Source organism: Flavobacterium xizangense (assembly GCF_054075145.1).
The window spans coordinates 257,338-280,977 of record NZ_JBSIPG010000003.1 but is presented as its reverse complement, the minus strand read 5'-3'; the positions used below and the strand labels follow the sequence as shown (position 1 = coordinate 280,977).

Sequence of the window (23,640 nt, the reverse complement as noted above, 5' to 3'; positions counted from 1 at the left end):
AGGAACGAGGAATCTCCGTAAGTAACGCCGCAACGTGAATCCAATCTTTGTAGAGCTTCTCGCGGAGATTCCTCGTTCCTCGGAATGACAAACAGGGCGTGTGATATCAATAATATTACAAATTCAATTTATAAGCAATTCCCATTTCCAATCCTCTCAATTCTGCCAAACCTTTTAATCTTCCTGTTAAGGAATACCCAGGATAAGTTTCTGTTTTTTCATCAACTGCATGCAAAAAACCATGATCTGGGCGAACTGGAAGGCTTGTTTTAGTTCTGTTCATTAGAAGTAATAATTTCTCTACAATCACTTCCATTTTCACATCGCCAATTAAATGTTCTGATTCACGGAAAATAGTTTCGCTTTCGCGGACGGTATTTCGAAGATGCAAAAAGTGAATTCGGTCACCATAATCATCAATTATTTTTTCCAGATTATTTTTTGGATCAGCGCTCAATGAACCCGTACAATAACACAATCCGTTTGCTTTAGAAGGAACCTCATCAAAAATCGCTTTCAAATCTTCTTCTGTTGAAACAATTCTTGGAAGACCTAAAACCGAAAAAGGCGGATCATCTGGGTGAATCGCTAATTTTTGCCCATTTAGCTCAGCAATCGGAGTTACTTCAGATAAAAAGTAAATTAGATTTTCCCTTAATTTTTGATTGTCGATGTCAGCATAATTTTCTAAAAGCGCCAAAATTTGTTCGGCCGTAAAATTGATTTTACTTCCTGGCAATCCTAATAAAACATTTTTAAATAATAATGTTTTTTCATCTTCAGACAATTGATTTCCAAATTGCAACGCTTTTTCTTTTTCAGTATCTGAATAATCATTTTCTGAATTCGGCCTTTTTAAAAGAAATACATCAAAATAGGTAAATGCATCCTGATTGTAGAGTAAAGCTTTACTTTCATCAATGTTTATAAAATTATGATGCGTTCTTACCCAATCCAGAATTGGCATAAAATTATAAGTAATGATTTTGATTCCACAATCTGCCAGATTCTTTAAACTGATTTTATAATTTTCAATGTATTGAACATAATTCCCAGAAGCACGTTTTATTTCTTCGTGAACAGGGAGACTTTCCACAACCGACCATTCCAAACCTGCATTTTTAATAATTTGCTGTCTTTCTTTAATCTCGTCAATTGTCCAAATTTCTCCAACTGGAATATGATGCAAAGCCGTTACAATTCCAGTTGCTCCAGCTTGTTTGATATCTAATAAAGTAACGTTGTCCTGAGGTCCGAACCAACGCATTGTTTGTTGCATTTTTGTCATACTTATTTTTTTAATCTCGCAAAGGCGCAGAGTCGCAAAGTTTTGTTTCCCGCTCCCGATAGTTATCGGGATAGCAGATTGAGCTGATTTAATCTTTATAATCCTCTAATCTGTGGCTTTAAAAAACCTTTGAACCTTTGAACCTCTGCTCCTTAGTAACTTTAAATTAAAACCCAATACTATTCCCGCCATCAACAGGCAAAATAGTTCCGGTTGTGTATTTTGATTCGCTTAAAGCAAAATAATAAACTGCATCAGCAATATCCGAAGGTTCTCCCAAAAAGCCCATTGGCGTTCTTCCCAGCACTTTATTTTTTCTTTCTGGATCGCTGTCCAAAGCTTTAGCCGACATTTTCGTTTTAATAAAGCCAGGAGCAACGCAATTGACACGAATCCCGAATGGAGCCAATTCTACCGCCATAGCACGCGTCATCGATTCGATTGCACCTTTGCTGGCTGAATAAGCGATAACTTTCGGAATTCCGTATTGTGATGCCATCGAGCTGATGTTTACAATACTTCCTGCGCCGTTTTCTTTCATGTTTTTTACAACCGATTTACTGACTGCAAAAACACTTAAAAGATTAGTGTGAATTATGGATAAGAAATCTTCATCGGTTACGTCTAAAAATTCCTTTTTCAGATTGATTCCGGCATTGTTTACCAAAATATCGATCGGGTTATCTTTTGATATACCTTCAATCATGGCAGGAATTCCGGCCAGATCATTCAAATCGAAGATTACCGGAATAGCATTTTCGCCAATTTCCTTGCAAGCTTCTTCTGTTTTTTCTTTTGATCTTCCTATTATGTACGTTGTGATTCCGTTATCACAAAGTTTTTTTGCTGTTGCAAATCCTAAACCCGAATTTCCTCCGGTTACAATTGCCGATTTTTTGCTCATAATTTTTAATGTCTATTTTTTTAGTACGCGGATGAAACGGATTCGCTATCGCGAAAGCGCTGATTTACACAGATTTTTTATTATTATTTTAAAAGGAAAAAATCCGTTTTTTTCCGTGTCTTCGTGATAGCGAATCCGTTTAATCCGCTTTACAATTACTCAATTTATTATCCATTTCCCGGTGCAAAAGGAAATTTTAATGATTTAAAATAATCCAATGTTTGTGTTGGTCTTTCTACCCCCGCCGGAAGTTCTTTTCCTGAAAACTGCTGAAAATACAACAAACAGGCATCTCGCCACCATTTTGCTTCTTTGTGCTGAATTTCCAATAACATTTGAACTTCATTAAAGCGTTCGTTGTCGATATATTTTTCCGTTTTCTTCCAGACATTCTGCATAGCTGCAACCTGATTTACGCCTTCCTGATATTTGAGTGCCAAACCATTCCAAAGCGTCTGACCGTTTTTCAGTTTATAATCCCATGAAACATGATGAAACCATAAAAGATCCTTTTCTGGACAAGTTTCTAAATTATCAAAAAGATTGGTAACTTCTGGTGCGTATTGTAAAACTGCATTTGTACCCGATTTTGATCGGTCAAAACCAATTCCGTTTTTGTCTGCTTTATGATAATACGTCGGATTCCATTCTGGTCTTGACAAATTCGAAACCCAAGGTCCTGGTCCATAGTGATGACCAGTATCCATAATGTGATGCAATCCAAGAGGTGTCATATAATTGACAACCGTTTCGCGTGATTCCATCATTATATTTTTAACCGGTTTAACGAAATCTTCATCATTTGAAAAAGTACACCTCAACCATTCATCAGCTATCGTTTCAGAATCCAAATATGGATTCCATGCCAATCTACCGAAACCATACCAATTTGCCTGCGCAAAAGGATGTCCGGTCCAGTTTAAATCGTTCCCAATATTGGCAACGCCAGCAATTCCGGTTAATTTGTTTTGATATAAAGTACCATCAATAACTTTTGCAACTGTTGAACCTTTTCCTTTTTGATAAGTGTCAGATTCTAAAACTTCCTGAAATAATTTAGGCAGAAAAACCAAATGCGTACTGAAGCCTAAATATTCCTGCGTGATTTGAAATTCCATCATTAATGGCGTTTTCGGCATCGCTCCAAATAACGGATGAAAAGGTTCTCTCGGCTGAAAATCAATAGCTCCGTTTTTTACCTGAACAATTACATTTTCTTTGAATTTTCCATCATAAGGCTGAAATTCGGCGTAAGCTTGTTTGGCGCGGTCATTTGCATCATGTTCTGAATATACAAACGCTCGCCACATAATTACACCTCCAAAAGGCGCAACGGCATCAGCCAGCATATTGGCTCCGTCAACATGATTTCTTCCGTAATTTTGTGGGCCCGGTTGACCTTCTGAATTGGCTTTTACCAAAAATCCACCAAAATCCGGAATTCGTTTATAGATTTCAGCCGACTTGTTTTTCCACCAATTAATCACTTCAGGATCTTTTGGATCAGCAGTTTTTAGATTTCCAATTTCAATTGGTGCCGAAAATCTCGAGGTTAAATACACTTTCATACCGTAAGGTCTGAAAATATTGGCCAAAGCCTCAACTTTCTCCAAATATTGTGGCGTCAGAATTAAGGCGTTTGCATTGACATTGGTCAAAACCGTTCCGTTGATTCCAACTGAAGCGTTTGCTCTGGCATAATCAATATAACGCTGATCAATAAAATCAGGCAGTTTCTGCCAGTTCCAAAGCGAAAATCCGGCATAGCCTCTTTCGACCGTTCTGTCCAAATTATCCCAATGATTCAGAATTCTGATATTTGTTTTTGGAGAATCGGCAATGTTTAAATTTTTAATCGATTTATTCGTCTGCAATATTCTCAGGAAATTAAATACGCCGTATAAAACAGCAACGTCATTTTTTCCCGTAATAATGATTTGTTTTTTATTTTGAATCGAAATCGATTTGATGATAAAACCTTCATTGTTTATTTTATCAAAATCAGAATGAATTGCCTTTTTTATTTCAGGATTTAATGAAGATTCGGCGCCTACAATAAGATTATTTTCTTCTTTTACTTCCGATTTAATTTCGAGAACATTTCCTAACATGCCTAAAAATCCAGTTTTAAGTTCTTTCTTGGCAACTTTAATCGTTTCGGAGTTTCCTAAAACAACAATTCCTTTAAGATTACTTTTATATTCTGAAGCCATTGAAGTATTATTCACGGCATTATATTGAAGCCACAATTTATAATCCTTTTGTGCCGAAGTGGAAAAGGAAATCAGAAGAAAAAGGAAAACAAATCGTAATGAATTCATTTTGGTTTTTTAATTTATTCTTGAAAATTTCAAATTTGAATGAATCAGTGTTTTTCGTCTGTATAAAAATATTTGATAAAATTTTAATTCAAAAAATACATTATTCGAAATAAAACAACAATTGCAATCGGTTGCGTAAAAATATAAGTTTGCATTTGAAGAAAAAAACTTTTGCTTCATTTTTTTTCAAAAAATAATTTCTTTAACAAATAAAAGCAGGATAATTTGAAAAACTATCCTGCACTTTCGTTCATCGTAATAATGTAATTTTCACTTTTAACCGTTATTATTTTTTTTAAACATTTTCTTAAAATATAAACATCAAAATATTAAGATATTTTTTATAAATTTGAGTAAGAATATCGATTTCCCCAAATCATTTTTTTTTACAACTTACTGCTTGTTTCCATTGTTTTCAAAAAGGATCTATAACGTAAAATCGAAAAAAATGAAAAACTTTACTTTTGCCGTAATTCTTTTACTGGGGATTTTTTTCAATTCCTCAACTGTTTTTTCAAAAAATGATCTGCATATTTCTGAAGCACCTAAAATAATTGCTTTTTCTACCAGCTCTCCAGAAATTACTACTGCCTCAATCGCTGCATTTTTCAAAAAATATTCTGATTTAAAATCCTATCAAACTGATGTTGCGGCTTTGTATAAGGATAAAGCCTATAAACCCATTTGGTATGAAGGAAATGATATAAACGAATTTGGATATCTTTTATATCACAAATTAAATTCAACTTACGAAGAAGGTGTCCAAATTGATATTCCGTATAAAAAGAAAATTGACGAAGTTTTTAACGAAGAATCACCATCGAAATCAAAAATTTCAGAATCTGATACAGAACTTTTACTGAGTTCCATGTACATTTTATACGCCAAACATGTTTATCAGGGAATTGATGCCGATGAACAAAATAAAATTCAGTGGTATTTGCCAAAGAAAAAATTGTCTTATGAGACTTTATTAGATTCAATCGTCAGCAATCCCGATTTATTAAAGGAAAATAAACATGTTCTTTTCAGCCAATATTACAAGCTTCAGGAAGTTTTAAAAAAATACCGCGAAATCGAAAAAAGTAATCAATGGACTCCCATCTATATGGACAAGCCTTATCAAGATTTGCGTCCTGATGCTACTTCACAAACCATTGCCGATGTTAGACATCGTTTATTCATAATTGGCGATTTAGCCAATGATTCTAAAAGCAATTTTTATGATCAGGAATTGATGGATGGTGTAATGAAATATAAACTAAGACATGCATTGTCGCCAAATTATATACTTTCAAAAGAACATATTGACCAAATGAATGAACCTATCAGCGATCGTATTAAAACCATAATGCTGAATATGGAACGCTGTAGATGGATTCCGCCATCCTTGGAAGATCAAAGCGAATATGTAATGGTTAATATTCCATCGTTTATGCTGTATTTTGTTAGAGATAAAAATTTTGATATTGTATCGAAGGTTTTCATTGGAACTCCATTAACCAAAACGGTTATTTTTAGTGGCCAGATTGATAGAATTGTTTTTAGTCCGTATTGGTATGTTCCAACAAGTATTATCCAAAACGAATTAAAACTAAAAATGGCCGAAGACAAAAATTACCTAGCCGATCATGGAATGGAATGGAATGGTGGGAAAGTAAGGCAAAAACCGGGTCCGGAAAATGCTTTAGGGCTTGTGAAATTTATGTTTCCAAATCCCAACGACATTTACATGCATGATTCGCCATCTAAAAGTTTATTTGGTTTTGAAAAACGGATTTTCAGCCACGGTTGCATCAACGTAGAAAAAGCGAAAGAACTTGCCGTTTCAATGATGAAAGATTATCCAGAATGGACAATTGATAAAATAAATGAAGCCATGAGCGGCGAAAAAGAAACACCTTTTTTCTTAAAGAAAAAAATCCCTATTTATATAGGTTATTTTACCGCGTGGGTTACGAAAGACGGAAATATGAATTTTTATCCTGATGTTTATCAAAGAGATACTCGCCTAAACGGAATGTTGTTTCCAAATGATACTGCTTATAAATCTGATCAGGAATAGACGTGATAAACCTCATCAATAAACCTCCCAAAGTAATTTTTATTTTGGGAGGTTTTTTCTATTTCTTATTGACGTACTTGTCTAAAATATATTTTGTAACTGGTCTTAACGGGCTATTATTTTCTGGATGCCTTCCGTGATTGTTAAAAAAATCAATACTATCTCCTCTTTTTGCATACCAGATAATTGCATTATGATTCTTATCAAAATAAACTGTTGTATCACAAACCTTTATTTTCTTAAGACCAACTAAATTCTCATCTAATAATTCAACAGGATTACTCAATTCTTCCGATTTTAAATTACAATCTACAATATCATAATGATCACCTGACCATTGCATACATTCTTTTCGTGGCAAGGCTAAAAAAATGATTAAACCCAATCCAGCTAGAACAGCTACAATTGCTAAATATTTTAATTTATTAGATTTTGGTTTCTCATCCATATTAACAAAAGTCGATATTGATGTTTCTTCAGATTTAACTTCCTTACTTTGAACTGGTAGAGGTTCTTCCATAACATCATCTGTTTTTGAATCATTTGAGTTTTCAACTTTTACTTTATCACTCAAATTATCTGAAGAAACTTCTTTAACTGAATCAGATGTACCTCTAAGGATATCTATCAATTGTACATCTTCTTCATCCATTTGTTTCTTATACTTATTAAAAGGTCTTGGCCGAAGGTCTACAAGTATTGCGGCCAATTGAATAGTATCTTCAGATGGTTTCTCCGTTTTACCTTGAAAAAATCTCTTAACCGCTTCTAATTTGTTCATCTCATCATCTCCAAACAAATTCTTTTTATCCTTATCAAATGGAAAATCAAAAAAAGATTCAAAAGCATTTAAGTCTTCTTTATCAGGATTTGACTTAAATCTTTTGACACATAATTTTCTAAGATTTGCGGTTGTTGGCGAACTTAAATTATTTGAATAATCCCCTTCTTCTTTTTCCTTTTCATATTTCGCTTTAATAGCATTTTTATAATCTTCAAAAGTAATGTTTGACATAGGTATTTGAACTTTTTACAACTTTTCTAAAGTACTTTATTCTACTTTTTGTGACTTTTTAGAACTTCTCCCGACTTTAAAAAAACTAATTAGACTTTCCTGACTTTCTGATCAATACAGCTCTAAACCCCACATAACTTTGCTTCAACAAAATTAGTTAACGTTATGACCTGCAGGTTAAAAACAAAAATACAAAACTAGTTTTATTAAAAATGCGGAAAACCGTAAGACGGAATTTATCCGGGAAGTATAGATGAAAATCTTACTGTTCTACGCATTTCACTTCCCAAACAAAAAATGGTATCGACTAGATCTGGAATAGTTCCGGACAGCAATACCCATGTCTAAAATTTAATCGTAAAAAACATGAAAAAGATATTTTTATTGGGAGCGTTTGCGCTATTGTCAGCTACATTATTCTCTTGCACAGCCGACGAATATGATGATGTTAAAAAAGAAATTAATCCTATAAAACCAACTTATGCTGATGGCCCTGGAGATACAGTTCCTCCTCCTCCACCTCCAAAAGATGAATAAAAAAGTCCATTAAAAACAATAAATTTGTATTTTCGGGGAAAGTAAATTTTATGTTACGATCCCCGTTTTTTTATTTTCTTTTTTTACTGTTTTGCTTTTCATGCAAAAACAAAGCTACTATTCCTGTAAAAAATGAGATCATAAAAAAAGAAGCTTTAGAGATTAGAAATAAAGGCATTGAAAAATTTGAACAAGCAAATTATGATAGTTCCTTTTACTATTATAATAAGTCTAAAACAATGTATGAAAAAGTCAAAGACAGTACAAATATTGTTTTTATCCTTGCTCAAGTCGCCCAAATCCAACAAGTCAATGGTGATTATTACGGAAGCAGAGAAACTCTTACTGAAGCCCTGCCTTATATCAAGAAAAAAGATATTTACACCGCCACAATCAATACTTTATACGGAATAGCCGAAAAAGAATTATCTAATTTTGATGATGCAATCTATTATTATAATCAAGGTTTGAAAGATTGCCCAGATCCTTCATGTAAAGAAAACACTTTAAACAACATTGCAGTAGTTTATACTCATCAAAAAAAATACAATCAGGCCATAAAAATTCTTGATTCTATTTCGAATATAAAAACATCAGCAGATCAATCAGAAAATTTCAAAGCGAGATATATAGATAATTGGGGTTACGCTTTATCTAAAAATGGACAGACTGATAAAGGACTTAAGCTTATAAAATATAGTTTAGAGTTAAGAAAAAATGTTCCTTATGATTATGGAAGCATTGAAAGCAATTTGCATCTCGCTGAACTTTATACTGAAAATGATCCTTTACAATCAAAAGATTACGCTTTAAAGGCTTACAAAACTGCAACAAAACTTCATAGTATTGATGAACGTTTAGAAGCGCTTTCTTATTTAATGATTAATAAGTCATTGACAAATAATACCGACTATGCTAAGCAATTTTCTTTTTTGAACGACAGTATCATAAAAGTTCGCAATAATTTTAAAAACAAATTTGCCAAAATCAAATATGACTCTCAAAAGGAAAAAGATGAAAATCAGAAACTTCGTTTAGAAAAAGCTGAAAATCAATTATTCTTAGAAAGAGCACAATTTAAACAATATTTATTCATTGTCATTTTTTGCTTTTTGTCCATATTGATCTTTTATCTCAGAAAATATTATCGAAAAATAAATCGAATCGAAAAAATAAAAACGGCCTACGACACTGAAACAAGAATTGCAAAAGATATACATGATGAATTGGCAAATGATGTTTTCGACACCATAACCTTTACACAAACTCAATCTTTAACAGCCGAAAATAATACAGGAATCTTATTGCAAAAACTAAATCATATTTATACTCGCGTTCGAGGTATTTCAAGAGAGAATAATGATATCGATACTGGAAAAAATTATTCTAGAAATTTAAAAGAAATGCTTTCTACTTACAGCGACAAAAATATAAATGTCTCCATTAATGGTGTCGAAAAAATAAATTGGGATGTAATTGAAGAGCTTAAAAAGATAACAATTCATCGCGTTTTACAAGAACTAATGGTTAACATGAAAAAGCATAGTGAAGCTTCGGTAGTTGTTTTAAAATTTGAAACCGACAGTAATAAAATCTTTATAAATTATTCAGACAACGGAAAAGGCTCTGAAAAATCAAAAATTATAAAAAATGGTTTACAAAATATGGAAAACCGTATTTTATCTGTAAAAGGAGCGATTACTTTTGAAACCGAACCTCAAAAAGGTTTTAAAGCAAAAATAACGATGCCTAAATAAAAGCCTATGTTTAAAAAAGTAATAATAGCTGAAGATATCGATGCAATGAATTTAGGAATTCAACAAGTTTTGAAAGATTTAAATATTGCCGATTACCAACATTCTAAATTTTGTGATGATGCATTTCTAAAAATACGCGCCGCAAATCACAAAAATGAACCGTTTGATTTATTAATTAGCGATCTTTCTTTTAAAAAAGATCATCGTGAACCCAATATTATAAATGGAGATGAACTGGTTCAAAAAGTACGCGAATTACAACCTGATATTAAAATAATTGTCTATTCTGTTGAAGACAAAAGCTTTCGTATTAAATCGCTTTTTGAAAATGCTGAAATAGATGGTTTTGTTTTAAAAAGTTTGAACAGTATTGAAGAATTAAAAAAAGCAATCAATCTGATTTCAACTTCGGATAAAAAATTTATTTCTCCAGAAATATCTTCCGCTTTACAGGAAAAAAACAATTTTGAAATAGAAGAGTTAGATATTAAGATTTTAAAATATTTAGCCGATGGCATTTCTCAAGATGAAATAATAGAAATTCTAAAAACTTTAGGAACTAAACCAAACAGTAAAAGCGCTATGGAAAAAAGACTTTCGAGATTAAAAGACTTTTTTAAAGCCAATAATACGCTTCATTTGATTTCAATTGTAAAAGATATGGGAATAATTTAAATTCCTGCTATTCCTATTTTAAAGCTCCTTCGGGGGCTTTTTTTATTGCCCAAATTTAAAATTTTATGGATTATGGATTTCCGTAAAATACTGGTTTTATTGATTTTACTTTTGGGTTATTAATCAACTAATTAAAACTTAAAAAATTATGGAACACAAAGTAATACCATTTGCCGCTTCAATCGATTTAAAGAAAAACACATCTTCACAAATCGCAGAACAATTAGAAAGTGCAATAAAATATCATACTGATAAAGGATGGAAATATGTTCGAGTAGAAAACATTACAACTTTTGTTCATGCAGAATTAGGATGTTTTGGAATTGGAGCAAGACCTGCTCAAACACTTTTCACACACTTAATCGTTTTTGAAAAATAAAATGAAATATTTCATTTTATTAAGTATTCGATTGTATTGGATATTAATTCCTCAGTCTAACAGAAGAAAATGCATTTTTAAAAAATCCTGCTCTAATTATGTTTTTGAAATAACTCAAAAAGAAGGTTTTATAAAAGGTTTAAAAGCATTTCAATTTCGATATAAAAACTGCAGAGGAAATTTTTCAATTTTTCAGAATCCAATTAATGATAAAATACAAATGATTCTTCCTTCGCAAATAATAATTGAGAGGGAAGAAATTGCTGACAGATTAATTAATTAAATCAAAAACTATCCAAACTATGATAACACTAGAACTTAAAAGTCATTTCTTGAGATTGTATCAAATGGCAATGGCAGACGATCAATTTAATGTATTAGAACTACAAATGTTATATCATTTTGCTGACGAAAGAGGAATTCCAAAAGAAGAATTGGACAAACTTTTTCTGAATCCTATTAATGTAGAATTTATAATTCCAGAAGCTTTAACTACAAAAATTGAGTACTTGTATGATCTGACAAAAATAATTTGGGCAGATGAAAAAGTAACTGACGACGAATTAAATATGCTCAAAAAATATTGCAGAAAATTTGATTTCGTCGAAGAAAACATTAATGATCTATCTGATTATTTAATTGATTGTGTTCAAAAAAATATCAGCAAAGAAGAAATTATTAGTCAACTAAACACTTAAACTATGAAACCACTTTCACAATTATTTAGTTTAAAAAAATCTGAAGATTCTGCTATAAAATCTTTTGATGAAAACGAAGACGACAGAGAGCAAATTAGAATCACTTATTATCAAAGCGGTTTTGCCGCTTCTATAAAAGCCACCGGAAAGCCAATTGTTCTAAAAGCTTGTCTCCAAAATTTATACATGAGTTTTGAAGACCAATGCCGAAAACAAAAACTTGAACAAGACAGATTGAAACAGCCTTATCGAGAAGAGCAGGAAAAAAATAGAACTGAGCTTAAAAAATCTGAAGCTGCAATTGGCATTTATGAAAAAAAAGAACAGGATATCAATGCCAATATTGACCAAATTAAAAACGAAATTATCGAAGTAAAACGTAATCCCGACAAATATGGAATAGACGAAGGAAAAGGTTTAAAAGCGCAGTTCTATATTGGTTTGATTCTTTTATTACCAATCACACTTTATGTTTTAGTATTCTATATTTCAGCATCTTATTCTGCTTTTTTTAAAGAATTTTCAAATGACAGTTTAACCGCAGCAATTTTCGATGCCGATGCTTTTACAAATGCATTTAAAGCGAGCTGGCTCGAAGGAGTTTTAGTCGTGACAATTCCGTTTGTTTTTATGGGATTAGGCTATGTTATTCACATGGTACAAAAAGGTAAAGGACTTAAAAATGTTTTTAGACTTATTTCTCTTTTTGCTATTACATTTTTATTCGATTCTCTTTTGGCTTATATTATTGAGAAAAAAATATACGAGTTTAACAAAACAACAGAATCTTCTCCTTACAATTTAAATATCGCTTTAGGCGAACCAGAATTCTGGATGATCATATTTGCCGGTTTTGTAGTGTATATTATCTGGGGACTTGTATTTGATTTTGTTATGAAAGAATTTGAAAATATTGATAAAATACGAGCGTTCATCAGAGGAAAAAAAGAAAATTTAATCAATCTTGAAAAATTGAAGACAGATTATATCAATAAAACAAATGATTTCAAACAGCAGATTGTCACCATAAATGGAAAAATCTCTGAACTACAATCGAAAATAGATGGTTTTGTTTTTCCTGTAAAAGAATATCTGCATTATCATCATCAATATAAAGAAGGCTGGTTTCAGGCAATTGGTACTGAATTGGCGTTACCTTATAAAGAGAAAGAAGAACTTTTACAAAGCTGTGAACTTTATTCTGAAGAACATTTAAGCAAATTAAACTTAGTCGATCCAGATTTTCAACATTTAGTATATTCTAAAAACTGATACTATGAAAAAAACTATACTAAAAATTGTAATGTCTTTACTATTGATTTTATTTTTTTCTTGCAAAGAAGATTCTAAGACTGAAGAAAAAGAAACAGCACATAAAAGTTCCATTTCAGAAAACTATAATATCAGTATTCTAATTGATTTATCGGATAGAATAAGTCTCAAAAAAAATCCAAATTCAACTATGGAAATCTATCAACGAGATTTAGGATATATCAAATCGGTTTCTGAAGCTTTTACTCAGCATTTGAAATCAAAAAGAATGAGGCAGATTGATGACAAAATGCAATTATTCTTTAATCCTGAACCTGAAAATTCTGAAATTAATTCTATTTCCAAAGAGTTAAGAATTACTGTTGACAAAGACAATGCTTCAAAAAAATTATTGAATTCTATCAACGAAACCTATTCTTCAAAAACATCAAAAATATACGAGTCAGCAATTAAAGATGATAAATATATTGGCTCTGACATTTGGAATTTTTTTGATAGCAAAATTCAAGATCAATGTATTGATAAGAATTACAGAAACATCTTGATTATTTTGACAGATGGATATATGTTTTATGAAGGTACGCAAATCAAAGATGGAAATTTATCCAGCTATTTAACACCTCAGCTAATTAAACAGAATGGATTAAATAACAACGATTGGCAGAAAAAATTCGAGAAAGAAAATTTTGGATTCATTAAAATTGATAAAGATTTATCGAATCTCGAAGTTTTAGTTTTAGGAATAAATCCAAGTAAAAATAATCCGTTTGAGGAAAAAGTTATAAAAGCGTATTGGAGCAAATGGTTCTCAGAAATGAAAATAAAACATTTCGAAATTAAAAATGCTGATCTACCTTCAAATACTGATAAAATTATAAAGGATTTTATTCTAGAAAAAGAGTAAAAAATTCAAAACCTAAATGCTTTAAAGAGGAACTTTATTGTCCTCTTTTTTCTGTTTAAATCCTTTTCTAAAAAATTTTCTTTTCTAATTTTTATCAGATTACGGATTTCCATAAAATATTGATTATACCAGTTTTACCTTTGAATAATAATCAAAAATAAAATCAAATGGAAATCAACATTCAACTAAAATCATTAGCCGATAAAATTACTCAGCTGAAAAGTAAAATTGAAACTGAAGAATCTACAAAACATGCTTTCGTATTGCCTTTTATACATATTTTGGGTTATGATGCTTTTAATCCGTTAGAGGTAGTTCCTGAATTTACAGCAGATCTTGGGCTTAAAAAAGGAGAAAAAGTAGATTATGCTATTTTTCAAAATGGAGAACCCATTATAATTGTAGAATGCAAAAGCTGGAAAGAAAATCTTACGGTACATAATTCTCAATTATTTCGCTATTTCCATGTTACAAAAACTAGATTTGCGCTTTTGACAAATGGCATTAAATATCAATTCTTTACCGATTTAGATGATCAAAATAAAATGGATGAAAAACCATTTTTGGAATTTGACATCAGCAATTTAAAGGAAAATACAATAAATGAAATTGCAAAGTTTCATAAAGCCAATTTTGATGTAAATAATATTGTAAGCAATGCCAGTTCTCTAAAATACATTAAAGAAATCAAAAAACAGATAAGTGTAGAATTAGAAAACCCTTCAAATGATTTTACAAAACTTTTTGCCAATAAGGTATACGCAGGCAGACTAACTGAAAAAGTTGTTGATGAATTTAAAGACTTAGTTCAAAAATCAGTAAATCAATTTATCAATGATAAAATTAATGATCGTTTAAATGCCGCTTTAACAAAAGAAACAATTAAACAGCAAGTCGAAGAAATTTCAGTAATTGAAGATGACAATAAAATTAATACAACTGAAGAAGAACTAGACGGTTATCGAATAGTGGTTGCCATTTTACGCCGAAAACTTCCAACCAACAGAATTGTTTATCGCGATACGCAATCCTATTTTGGAATCTTACTAGATGATAACAACCGTAAGCCTTTATGCCGACTGCATCTTAATGGCGGTAAAAAATACATAAGCCTGTTTAATGACAATAAAACAGAGTCAAAAATTTCGATTTCAACAATCGACGATATTTATCAGTTTGAGAAAGAATTATTAGATACTGTGGCGCTCTATGAAACAGAATAAAATCACGTATAAGTACTCATTATAAAGAATTTAATTCTAATTAGATTTAGAAATTAAAAGCTTTTAGCTCTAAATCAAATACCACAAAGCCTATGCTAAAAAATTACCTCATCTTACTTTTATTATTTACGTTTTATTCTTGTAAAAAAATTGCTGCTCCGCCTCCGCCACAAATAAATTCATTTTATAAAGATACAGTTACCGCAGACGACCGAAAAACCATTACACCAGAAGAAGCTAAAACTTATCACGTAAATAAAACCTATCAATATGAATACCGCACAGGAAATCCAGGTCATTACGAATACAATTATGTTGTAAAAGGAATAAATTACAAAGGTGATTCGGTTTTTGGAAATATAAATGTTCAAGGAAAATATGGTGCAGGAATTTTAATGCTAGATAGCAATCCTGAGCTAGAAATTTGTACAGAATGGATTTCATACGGAAAATTAAAAGCATTTGATAATAAAGGAAATGAATATCACTTAGCAGTAAAATAAATTAGGCCAAAAATGAAATATGCTTTATTACTTCTCTTTACTTTTTTAACTTCATTTTGTCCGCTCGAAACGACAGTATATTTATGTGGTCCAACAGGCGCCAAAAGATATCACTATAACGCAAACTGTCGCGGACTAAGTTCGTGTAATCATGAAATTACAAAAGTTAGCCTTAAAAAAGCTCAAGGATACGGTTTGACGCTTTGTGGTTGGGAAGATTAATTTCTTCTTTGTATTATTCAACGAATGGCAATTGTACAAAGAAAGAATAACCGAATCAATAAAAACGAATTATAAAATCTCCCAAAATAAACTTTATTTTGGGAGGTTTTTTATTTTTCCGCACTAGCCTTATGTGCATATTTTCTAAAAATATCTTTTGTGACTGGTTTCAGTGCAATATTATTTTCAGGATGCCTTCCGTGACCGTTAAAAAAGTCAATTCCATCAGCAGTTTGGGCATACCAAATTATAGCGCGTCCGTATTTATCAAAACAAATAGTATGATCATCAATATCTACTTTCTTCAAATGAACCAAGCTTTCATCTAATAATTCAACTGGATTTCGTGTAAGCGAACTTTGTGATTTCAAATCGCACCTAACAAGCTCATAATGATCACCAGACCATTGCATACATTCTTTATGCGGAAGCGCCAGATAAACAATAACGCCAATCAAACAAACAACAGACGTTATTGTTGCAATTCGAAACATTTTAAATTTTGACTTATAAATTCTAATTTTTCTTTTCTTATTTGGTGTTTTCGCAAAAACTGCTTTTTCAGGGTGTTTTAAATTTTCGTCAGTTTTCTCAATTTCATTTTTGTATAAAACGTCGGGACTAGAAACAGTAATTTGCTCTTCCTGAGACATTGCTTTAGCCTTAAATTTTCTGAAAGGCCTTGGCTGAAAATCAATCAAAATTGCAGCCATATCAACGGTATCTATTTTTAGAGGTTCTTTCTCTCCCTTCAAAAATGCGCCTACTTTTTTATACTTATCCGTATAGGTTGTGCAAGTATCTTCCCTATTTTTATCGAAAGGAACACCTTTAAAATCCCAATACACTTTTAAATCGTCTGGAGCAGGATTTTCACGTAATATTTTCCAACATAAATCTCTCAAATGGGCTTGAGAAGGTGTCTCCAGATAATTGGAATTTTCTCCTAATTCTTTTTCAATATTATATTTTGTTCGTATAGCTTCTTTATAAGCTTTTTCATAATTGCATCGTGTAATGTGGTCCATATACATTCAGGATTTTCAGGATTTTTAGGATTAATTCTCGGATTTTTCAAGAAAATCTGGAACATTTGGAATTTCCGGATTTCCTTCTCAATTCAAAGGAAAATAAATGATTACTTTACCTTAGAATTAGTGCTCGTTCTGACTCGCGATCATAACAAATTTACAAAACTAGTTCACCTAGAAATTGCGGGAAACCGTAAATTTTAGTTTAGAAGGAAAACCTAAATCAAGACTTACTACTTTACGCTCTTTTCTTCACAAACAGAAAGTTTCATTACCCAAAAAACGATTCAGAACAATTCTGAATAGCAATGCTTATGCCAAATTTTTAAACCATAATAAAAAAGAAAAAATATTTTTTAGTTCTATTTGAACACAATATTATTTTCTTGTTATGATGATAAATATGATCGTATTAAAAAAGAAATAGAACGTGCAAAATCAAATTATACCGACGATTTTCCAGAAGAGTTTCTACCCCAAAAAGGAACTATTACTTTTGACAATGAACCTAATAGAGGTTTTTAAAGTAAAGATATCCATGCCTAAATAATTTTTATATGTTTAAAAAAGTAATTATAGCCGAAGACCTTGATAGCATCAATTTTGGAATCGAACAAGTCCTGAAAGATTTAGGAATTGAAAATTTTCATTATTCCAAATATTGTGACGATGCCTTTTTAAAAATACGAAAAGCTATTCAGGACAATGATCCTTATGATTTATTGATAAGTGACCTTTCTTTCAAGGCAGATCATCGTGATATAAAGCTGGCAAGTGGCGACGAATTAGTTCAGAAAACACGCGAAATACAGCCAGACATTAAAATCATTACTTATTCTGTAGAAGATAAAAGTTATCGTATAAAATCGCTTTTTGAAAATGCAGCAATAAATGCCTTCGTTCTAAAAGGCAGAAACAGCATCGAAGAGCTTAAAAAGGCAATAGGTATTATATCTGATTCTGATGAAAAATTTATTTCACCGGAAATTGCTTCATTATTGCAGGAAAAAAATAATTTCGAAATTGATGATATTGATATTAAAATCCTAAAATATTTATCTGAAGGACAATCGCAGGATGATGTTATCGAAATTTTCAAAAATGCCGATATCAAACCTAACAGTAAAAGCGCCATCGAAAAAAGATTATCAAAACTAAAAGATTTTTTTAAAGCTAATAATACTGTTCAGTTAGTTTTTATCGCAAAGGATATGGGGATTATCTAAATCTCTGAAAATACTTTGATTTCTAAAGCTCCTTCGGGGGCTTTTTATCGTTTTTTTCGTTACTTTCATCTTATTTAATTATTTGATAATAATGACTTTACAATTTATTCACATTAGTTTTCTTAATTTGAGTAAAAGTAAAAGTTATGAAATTCTTTAATCTAAATTTTCTGGTATCTTTCAAAGAGTGGCTTTTTTTAAGAGCTATGCAATCTTCTTTCCTTCATTAAAAATCATTTAAAAATCAAGGAACATATAGTTGAATGAATAAAGTTGAAAACTCATTTCTAAACAAAAATCAATTTGGAGAGGATTTCTTGTGGGGTGTTTCTACCGCCGCATTTCAAATTGAAGGTGCTCATGATGCAGACGGAAAAGGTTCTTCGATCTGGGATGTTTTTACTTCTCAAAAAGGGAAAATTAAAAACGGACATCATGCTGTAACCGCTTGTGATTTCTATAATTCGTATGAAAACGATATTAATTTAATCAAAGAATTAAATATCCCGAATTTTAGATTTTCTATCAGCTGGCCACGAATTATGCCTACAGGAACTCATCCTGTAAATCAGGCCGGAATTGATTACTATAATAAAATCATTGATTCATTGCTTGCTCAGGAAATTGAACCTTGGGTTACGCTTTATCATTGGGATTTGCCACATGCGCTTGAAGTAAAAGGCGGATGGACGAATCGCGAATCTATTTCCTGGTTTTCAGAATATGTCGAAATTTGTGCAAAGCATTTTGGCGATCGCGTTAAAAACTGGATGGTGATCAACGAACCTTCTGTTTTTACCGGAGCTGGTTATTTTTTGGGCATTCACGCACCTGGAAAAAAAGGAATTACAAACTACTTAAAAGCCATGCATCACGTTACAATGGCAACTGCTGCCGGAGGAAAAATACTTAGAAACAGAATTCCTGATGCCAATATTGGAACTACTTTTTCTTCAACTCATATTGAACCCGCTACAACAAGTCAAAAAGATGTTGAAGCCGCAAAACGTGTTGACACTCTGCTTAACAGAACTTTTATCGAACCGCTTTTAGGCCTTGGATATCCACAAGGCGACTTACCTGTTTTAAAAAAACTAAACAATTATATTGCGCCCGATGATTTGAAAAACATAGATTTTGAATTCGATTTTATTGGTCTACAATGTTATACCAGAGAAGTTGTAAAATCGTCGTTAATAATTCCCTATATCGGTGCCGAATTAATTAGTGCCGAGAAAAGGAATGTCATTGCAACTGATATGGGCTGGGAAGTTTACCCTCCTGCTCTCTACCATGTTTTAAAAAGATTTAACGAATACGACGGCATCAAAAAAATTATAATTACCGAAAATGGTGCCGCTTTCCCGGACACGGTTACAAACGGAAAAGTGTACGATATTAAACGTACACATTATATTCAGGATCATTTAGAACAAATTTTGAAAGCCAAAGAAGACGGCTTAAATGTCGATGGCTATTTCGTATGGACGCTTACCGATAACTTTGAATGGGCCGAAGGTTACAACGCCAGATTTGGACTAATTCATGTTGATTTTGAGACTCAAAAAAGAACCATTAAAAATTCTGGATTCTGGCTCAAAGATTTTTTATCCTAAGACTTTATTCCTAAAAATAGCAAAAGCCTTTCCCATTGAATGTGAAAGGCTTTTATTTTGAAATAAATTTTTTAATCAATTAAATCTAAATTTATAATTCTGTTTTCTAATCCCAATATAAAGCTTCCCGTTATTTATTAAATGGGCAGTCACCACAATATATTTTTCTTCGGGATAATTTATATTGTAACTAAAGGTTGTATCTTTTGTTTTAACCTGAAGCAGGTGTTTTCCTTCATCAGATATTGAAAGTTCTGCTGTTTGGTAAGTTGGCATTTCATTTGTTGCTTTCAAGTTAATATCCTGAACTTTCTTCTTATCGAGAAATACCTCTAGTTTTAGATTGTCCAGTTTCATTTCCGTCGGCTGTTCAAACGACACGACATACTTTTTACAACCAAAAGTGCATAAAACAATTAATAGTATTAATACCTTTTTCATGAATGAATTTTTAAATAGATTGTTGACAGAATCAAATTCTTTTTACTGCTTTATAAATATAAATAATTTTATCGAAATCCAGCTAAAAAGCAAATTTTACAGCCTCACTTGTTAAGCAAACAAATACAAAAAAAACTTCCAAAAAAAAGCAAAAAAAATCATTATTTCGTTGATTTTATTAGGTTTAACGGTATTTTTTTCTTATCTTTATAGTGTAAATAACAGTAAATATATGCCGAAAAACAAACTTTTTAAATGCCTAAATTACACCGTAAAAAATTATTCTTTTTCCAACTTTTTGCATTTTATTTCTCAAAATGCTTTTGATTTTCTTTTGGAAATTACTCTACCTAATCTTTTTTCTGCACAAAATATAAACATGCAGAAGACACTAATGCGACCGCTCCAATTGCAATCGTAATTACTTTTCTGGGATATATCTTCTGAACTATTTTTTTAGAAAATATGTCTTTTAAATTCAAAAAAAGATTTCCTTTTTTAGGAACTTCTTTAGATCCTTCATTTTCATTTTTCACAAAACTCTTTAATTCTATGTCTTCATTTTCTATTTCAGCAGTTGCTTTAATTTTTTCTGCATTTTCAGCCACTTTAACTTCTGCATTTCTACACTTTTCATTAAACCTTTTAAAAGGACGCGGTTGAAAATCGACCAAAATTGCCGCGAGATTTATTGCGTCAATATTTGACGGATCTGTTTCTCCTTTAAAAAAGGTTTCAATGGGTCTAAACTTATCTTTTTGTTCCTTAAACTTATTCTTTTTAGTATGATCAAAATCTAAACACAACAAATTCCTAAAAACATTTAAATCATCTTGGGTTGGATTATTTTCGAAAATAAGCCAGCACAAATCACGAAGTTTTCCTCGTGACGGATTATACAAATAATCGAAGTGTTCTCCCTCTTTTTCAAGTTCGTATTTAATTTTAATTGCTTTTTTATACTCTTCTAATGTATTATTCATCTTGACGTTTTTAGGAACTTTTTTGATACGTTATTTTCATTTTTCATCAAAAACATTTTTTATATGCCTTTATTTTTGACTTCTAAAATTCAAATATTTATCAGCACTTTCAATTTTTATTACAATCTAATATTATTTCTACATTTTTTTTTACAGTTCAAGCCAACTTTTGTCAAATTTAATGCATCTGTTATAATAGAGATTAGCCTAAAACCAAATAACATTTAATAAAAAATAGGCATTGCATTTTTATTTTATTGGGAAATCATAGGAATCTCAGGAAAACGCAGGAATTCCGGGAATTCCTTATCTACAGTGCTCTAAAAGTGCCTTTCCTTTGCATCAGAAATTAGTTCAAGTTTTGTCTGCAGACTAAAACAAAAATATAAAACTAGTTCTAATTAACATTGTGGAAAACCGTAAGACCGAGTTTATTCGGGAAGTTTAAATTACGTCTTACCGTTCTACACGATCAACTTCCCAAAACCAATTTGGTATTGTCATAAATAAACTCTGGATAACTCCGGACAGCAATACCTATGTCTAATTTCTAAATTAAATCAAAATGAAAAAACTATTATTTTTTAGCACATTTGTGTTATTGTTCACTATATTTTCTTGTACTCCGGACGAAATTGAAACAAAGCCAAAACAAGAAACCAAAAAAACTGTTAATCCAGTAAAAGATACTTTCGCTGATGATGGACCTGGTGAGGGGCCTAAAATTCCACCGCCACCACCGCCAACAGATGAATAAAAATATTTTCGTATCTAATTAATTACTATTTTCGGGGAAAGTAAACTTATATGTTACGGTCCCCGTTTTTTTATTTTATAATTCTTCTTTTTCTTTTTTCCTGCAAAGAAAAAAAGACCATTAAGCCCAATATAGAATCATTAAAAAAAGAAGCGCTTAGTTTGCGAAATAAAGGAATTGAAAATTATCAAAAACAAAATTTTAATACTGCACTTTACGAATTTAACAAATCCAAAATACTTTTTGAAAGCTTAAAAGATAGTGCTAATATAGGATACACAATTATTTTAACAGCAACCATTCAACAAGTTAATGGTGACTATTATGGAAGTAAAGAGACTGCTACAGAAGCATTAGCATATTATAAAAAAAAGAATACCTATACTTCTACAATAAATAATTTATTAGGTGTTGCCGATAAAGAACTTTCTCTTTATGATGATGCTATTTTTTACTATAAGGAATCTATAAAAGATGAGCCAGATCGTGTCGCTAAATACGAGCCTATGAACAATATTGCTGTTGTCTATATTTTTCAAAAAAAATATCAAAAAGCTATTAACATTTTGGAATCTATACTAAACACAAAATTTTTTGATGATAAATCTCACGCTTTAACTAAAGCCAGAATTCAAGACAATTTGGGTTATGCCTATTTTAAAAATGGATCAGATGAAAAAGGGTTTCATTTAATGAATGAGGCGCTCCAGAAAAGAAATGAAATTAACGATACCTACGGAAGTATTCAAAGCTATTTAAACTTAGCAGATTATTATTCAAAAAAAGACATTCAAAAATCAAATGAAAATGCCGTCGCTGCATATAATATTTCTACAAAACTAAATAGTGTTGATGAAAGATTAGAAGCGTTGCAAATTTTAATTTCAAATGATCACAGTGCTCAAAACGGCAAATATGTTCAAAAGTATTTTACATTAAACGACAGTATCATAAGGGTTCGAAATAACTTTAAAAATAAATTTGCCAAAATTAAATACGATGCTAAAAAAGAAAAAGACGAAAACGAAAAACTTCGTTTAGAAAAAGCTGAAAACCTCTTAGCACTTCAAAAAGAAAAATATATACGAGTTGTATTAGTTATCATATTTATTTTTCTAGTTATTTTAATAGCCATTCTGATACGTTATTATAAAAATAAAAACAAGGCAATCGAATTTAAAGCTTCGTATGAAACTGAAACCAGAATAGCTAAAAAAATCCATGATGAGCTGGCAAACGATGTTTTTAACGTGATTGCTTTTACCGAATCACAGCCTTTGTCTGTAGAAAACACAAAAGAGAATCTTCTTCAAAAATTAGATGATATTTACGGCCGTGTTAGAGGAATTTCAAAAGAAAACAATAAAATTGATACGGGCGCTAATTTTACTACCAGCATCAAAGAAATGCTTTCGACTTATAATTCTGCTGAAAGAAATATCATGGTTACTAATTTAGAAAGTGTAAATTGGGAAATTATTGACGATATAAAAAAGATTACCATAAGCCGAATTTTACAAGAGCTACTAGTAAATATGAAAAAACACAGCCGAGCAAATCTTGTTGTCGTAAAATTTGAAAATGATCAAAACTCTATCTTGATAAACTATACTGATAATGGCATAGGCTGCGAAAAAAATAAAATTGCAAAAAATGGTCTCCACAATATGGAAAGCCGTATTCAAGCCGTTAAAGGAACTGTAGATTTTGAAACAGAACCTGGCAAAGGTTTTAAAGCGAAAATAGCGATTCCTAAATAAGTGAAAATAAAAAACCTCTCAGAATTAATTTCTGAGAGGCCTCTACTAATAACTAATTAAAAT

General features: G+C 31.2%; 23 protein-coding genes. 16 read left to right on the top strand and 7 right to left on the bottom strand.

The genetic code is table 11. From position 1 onward, the window contains the following. Positions 1-115 precede the first annotated feature (115 nt). The 3 genes from uxuA to ACWA1B_RS11410 form a co-directional block, all read right to left on the bottom strand. Positions 116-1,279 carry a mannonate dehydratase gene (gene uxuA / locus ACWA1B_RS11420; RefSeq protein WP_456907039.1) on the bottom strand — a complete coding sequence of 388 codons (1,164 nt, stop codon included), beginning with the start codon at positions 1,277-1,279 and terminating at the stop codon, positions 116-118. Between the two features lie 175 nt (positions 1,280-1,454). Further along, entirely contained in the window at positions 1,455-2,192 is a 738-nt protein-coding gene (locus tag ACWA1B_RS11415) for an SDR family NAD(P)-dependent oxidoreductase (protein ID WP_456906939.1), read from the bottom strand. A gap of 167 nt (positions 2,193-2,359) precedes the next feature. Beyond that, on the bottom strand, positions 2,360-4,513 hold the full coding sequence (locus ACWA1B_RS11410) for an alpha-glucuronidase family glycosyl hydrolase (RefSeq protein ID WP_456906937.1): 2,154 nt from the start codon (positions 4,511-4,513) through the stop codon (positions 2,360-2,362). A 448-nt stretch (positions 4,514-4,961) separates the two neighbouring features. Between ACWA1B_RS11410 and ACWA1B_RS11405 the strand changes: the two genes are divergently transcribed. Next, positions 4,962-6,578, top strand: a complete 1,617-nt coding sequence (locus tag ACWA1B_RS11405; protein ID WP_456906935.1) for a L,D-transpeptidase family protein — start codon at positions 4,962-4,964, stop codon at positions 6,576-6,578. Between the two features lie 58 nt (positions 6,579-6,636). Here the strand turns inward: ACWA1B_RS11405 and ACWA1B_RS11400 are convergent, their stop codons facing one another. Further along, complete coding sequence (locus ACWA1B_RS11400) at positions 6,637-7,593, bottom strand: hypothetical protein (RefSeq protein ID WP_456906933.1); 957 nt, start codon at positions 7,591-7,593, stop codon at positions 6,637-6,639. Between the two features lie 366 nt (positions 7,594-7,959). Between ACWA1B_RS11400 and ACWA1B_RS11395 the strand changes: the two genes are divergently transcribed. The 10 genes from ACWA1B_RS11395 to ACWA1B_RS11350 all read left to right on the top strand — a co-directional run bounded on the left by ACWA1B_RS11395 (position 7,960) and on the right by ACWA1B_RS11350 (position 15,541). After that, entirely contained in the window at positions 7,960-8,130 is a 171-nt protein-coding gene (locus ACWA1B_RS11395; RefSeq protein WP_456906931.1) for a hypothetical protein, read from the top strand. A gap of 239 nt (positions 8,131-8,369) precedes the next feature. Then, entirely contained in the window at positions 8,370-9,887 is a 1,518-nt protein-coding gene (locus tag ACWA1B_RS11390; protein WP_456906929.1) for a tetratricopeptide repeat-containing sensor histidine kinase, read from the top strand. Positions 9,888-9,893: 6 nt separating this feature from the next. Continuing rightward, the gene (locus ACWA1B_RS11385) at positions 9,894-10,562 is read left to right on the top strand and encodes a response regulator (protein WP_456906927.1); all 669 of its coding nucleotides are present in this window, start codon (positions 9,894-9,896) and stop codon (positions 10,560-10,562) included. A gap of 148 nt (positions 10,563-10,710) precedes the next feature. After that, entirely contained in the window at positions 10,711-10,941 is a 231-nt protein-coding gene (locus tag ACWA1B_RS11380) for a hypothetical protein (protein ID WP_456906925.1), read from the top strand. Position 10,942: 1 nt separating this feature from the next. Then, positions 10,943-11,224 (top strand): membrane protein insertion efficiency factor YidD, encoded by a 282-nt coding sequence (yidD, locus tag ACWA1B_RS11375; RefSeq protein ID WP_456906923.1) that lies wholly within the window; start codon positions 10,943-10,945, stop codon positions 11,222-11,224. Between the two features lie 19 nt (positions 11,225-11,243). Beyond that, positions 11,244-11,639 carry a hypothetical protein gene (locus tag ACWA1B_RS11370; protein WP_035647569.1) on the top strand — a complete coding sequence of 132 codons (396 nt, stop codon included), beginning with the start codon at positions 11,244-11,246 and terminating at the stop codon, positions 11,637-11,639. 3 nt (positions 11,640-11,642) lie between these two features. Further along, positions 11,643-12,911: an ABC transporter permease gene (locus ACWA1B_RS11365; RefSeq protein WP_456906921.1), complete on the top strand. Its 1,269-nt coding sequence runs from the start codon at positions 11,643-11,645 to the stop codon at positions 12,909-12,911. A gap of 4 nt (positions 12,912-12,915) precedes the next feature. Further along, positions 12,916-13,815, top strand: coding sequence for a hypothetical protein (locus tag ACWA1B_RS11360; protein WP_456906919.1), 900 nt, complete (start codon positions 12,916-12,918; stop codon positions 13,813-13,815). Positions 13,816-13,982: 167 nt separating this feature from the next. Beyond that, positions 13,983-15,038 (top strand): type I restriction endonuclease, encoded by a 1,056-nt coding sequence (locus ACWA1B_RS11355; protein ID WP_456906917.1) that lies wholly within the window; start codon positions 13,983-13,985, stop codon positions 15,036-15,038. Positions 15,039-15,130: 92 nt separating this feature from the next. After that, positions 15,131-15,541 carry a single stranded DNA-binding domain-containing protein gene (locus tag ACWA1B_RS11350; RefSeq protein WP_456906915.1) on the top strand — a complete coding sequence of 137 codons (411 nt, stop codon included), beginning with the start codon at positions 15,131-15,133 and terminating at the stop codon, positions 15,539-15,541. 332 nt (positions 15,542-15,873) lie between these two features. Here ACWA1B_RS11350 and ACWA1B_RS11345 read toward each other — a convergent pair whose 3' ends face one another. Beyond that, on the bottom strand, positions 15,874-16,791 hold the full coding sequence (locus ACWA1B_RS11345; protein WP_456906913.1) for a hypothetical protein: 918 nt from the start codon (positions 16,789-16,791) through the stop codon (positions 15,874-15,876). Positions 16,792-17,160: 369 nt separating this feature from the next. Here ACWA1B_RS11345 and ACWA1B_RS11340 point away from each other — a divergent pair, with 369 nt between their 5' ends. The 3 genes from ACWA1B_RS11340 to ACWA1B_RS11330 all read left to right on the top strand — a co-directional run bounded on the left by ACWA1B_RS11340 (position 17,161) and on the right by ACWA1B_RS11330 (position 19,636). Next, a complete protein-coding gene (locus tag ACWA1B_RS11340) occupies positions 17,161-17,319 on the top strand; it encodes a hypothetical protein (RefSeq protein ID WP_456906911.1) in 159 nt (52 codons plus the stop codon). A 32-nt stretch (positions 17,320-17,351) separates the two neighbouring features. Then, complete coding sequence (locus tag ACWA1B_RS11335; protein ID WP_456906909.1) at positions 17,352-18,020, top strand: response regulator; 669 nt, start codon at positions 17,352-17,354, stop codon at positions 18,018-18,020. Between the two features lie 263 nt (positions 18,021-18,283). Next, complete coding sequence (locus ACWA1B_RS11330) at positions 18,284-19,636, top strand: GH1 family beta-glucosidase (RefSeq protein ID WP_456906907.1); 1,353 nt, start codon at positions 18,284-18,286, stop codon at positions 19,634-19,636. 75 nt (positions 19,637-19,711) lie between these two features. Here the strand turns inward: ACWA1B_RS11330 and ACWA1B_RS11325 are convergent, their stop codons facing one another. Both ACWA1B_RS11325 and ACWA1B_RS11320 read right to left on the bottom strand, forming a co-directional pair. Next, on the bottom strand, positions 19,712-20,077 hold the full coding sequence (locus ACWA1B_RS11325; RefSeq protein WP_456906905.1) for a hypothetical protein: 366 nt from the start codon (positions 20,075-20,077) through the stop codon (positions 19,712-19,714). Between the two features lie 350 nt (positions 20,078-20,427). Beyond that, complete coding sequence (locus tag ACWA1B_RS11320; RefSeq protein ID WP_456906903.1) at positions 20,428-21,060, bottom strand: hypothetical protein; 633 nt, start codon at positions 21,058-21,060, stop codon at positions 20,428-20,430. A gap of 565 nt (positions 21,061-21,625) precedes the next feature. Between ACWA1B_RS11320 and ACWA1B_RS11315 the strand changes: the two genes are divergently transcribed. Beyond that, positions 21,626-21,817: a hypothetical protein gene (locus tag ACWA1B_RS11315; protein ID WP_456906901.1), complete on the top strand. Its 192-nt coding sequence runs from the start codon at positions 21,626-21,628 to the stop codon at positions 21,815-21,817. A gap of 161 nt (positions 21,818-21,978) precedes the next feature. Then, positions 21,979-23,577 carry a tetratricopeptide repeat-containing sensor histidine kinase gene (locus tag ACWA1B_RS11310; RefSeq protein ID WP_456906899.1) on the top strand — a complete coding sequence of 533 codons (1,599 nt, stop codon included), beginning with the start codon at positions 21,979-21,981 and terminating at the stop codon, positions 23,575-23,577. Positions 23,578-23,640 lie beyond the last annotated feature (63 nt).

Coding starts and splice junctions, on each gene's coding strand:
- ACWA1B_RS11365 (WP_456906921.1), top strand. CDS start 11,643: ATGAAACCACTTTCACAATTATTTAGTTTAAAAAAATCTGAAGATTCT.
- ACWA1B_RS11355 (WP_456906917.1), top strand. CDS start 13,983: ATGGAAATCAACATTCAACTAAAATCATTAGCCGATAAAATTACTCAG.
- ACWA1B_RS11410 (WP_456906937.1), bottom strand. CDS start 4,513: ATGAATTCATTACGATTTGTTTTCCTTTTTCTTCTGATTTCCTTTTCC.
- ACWA1B_RS11320 (WP_456906903.1), bottom strand. CDS start 21,060: ATGAATAATACATTAGAAGAGTATAAAAAAGCAATTAAAATTAAATAC.
- ACWA1B_RS11400 (WP_456906933.1), bottom strand. CDS start 7,593: ATGTCAAACATTACTTTTGAAGATTATAAAAATGCTATTAAAGCGAAA.
- ACWA1B_RS11330 (WP_456906907.1), top strand. CDS start 18,284: ATGAATAAAGTTGAAAACTCATTTCTAAACAAAAATCAATTTGGAGAG.
- ACWA1B_RS11405 (WP_456906935.1), top strand. CDS start 4,962: ATGAAAAACTTTACTTTTGCCGTAATTCTTTTACTGGGGATTTTTTTC.
- ACWA1B_RS11325 (WP_456906905.1), bottom strand. CDS start 20,077: ATGAAAAAGGTATTAATACTATTAATTGTTTTATGCACTTTTGGTTGT.
- ACWA1B_RS11385 (WP_456906927.1), top strand. CDS start 9,894: ATGTTTAAAAAAGTAATAATAGCTGAAGATATCGATGCAATGAATTTA.
- ACWA1B_RS11395 (WP_456906931.1), top strand. CDS start 7,960: ATGAAAAAGATATTTTTATTGGGAGCGTTTGCGCTATTGTCAGCTACA.
- ACWA1B_RS11345 (WP_456906913.1), bottom strand. CDS start 16,791: ATGGACCACATTACACGATGCAATTATGAAAAAGCTTATAAAGAAGCT.
- ACWA1B_RS11370 (WP_035647569.1), top strand. CDS start 11,244: ATGATAACACTAGAACTTAAAAGTCATTTCTTGAGATTGTATCAAATG.
- ACWA1B_RS11390 (WP_456906929.1), top strand. CDS start 8,370: ATGTATGAAAAAGTCAAAGACAGTACAAATATTGTTTTTATCCTTGCT.
- ACWA1B_RS11415 (WP_456906939.1), bottom strand. CDS start 2,192: ATGAGCAAAAAATCGGCAATTGTAACCGGAGGAAATTCGGGTTTAGGA.
- uxuA (WP_456907039.1), bottom strand. CDS start 1,279: ATGCAACAAACAATGCGTTGGTTCGGACCTCAGGACAACGTTACTTTA.
- ACWA1B_RS11335 (WP_456906909.1), top strand. CDS start 17,352: ATGTTTAAAAAAGTAATTATAGCCGAAGACCTTGATAGCATCAATTTT.
- ACWA1B_RS11380 (WP_456906925.1), top strand. CDS start 10,711: ATGGAACACAAAGTAATACCATTTGCCGCTTCAATCGATTTAAAGAAA.
- ACWA1B_RS11315 (WP_456906901.1), top strand. CDS start 21,626: ATGAAAAAACTATTATTTTTTAGCACATTTGTGTTATTGTTCACTATA.
- ACWA1B_RS11360 (WP_456906919.1), top strand. CDS start 12,916: ATGAAAAAAACTATACTAAAAATTGTAATGTCTTTACTATTGATTTTA.
- yidD (WP_456906923.1), top strand. CDS start 10,943: ATGAAATATTTCATTTTATTAAGTATTCGATTGTATTGGATATTAATT.
- ACWA1B_RS11350 (WP_456906915.1), top strand. CDS start 15,131: ATGCTAAAAAATTACCTCATCTTACTTTTATTATTTACGTTTTATTCT.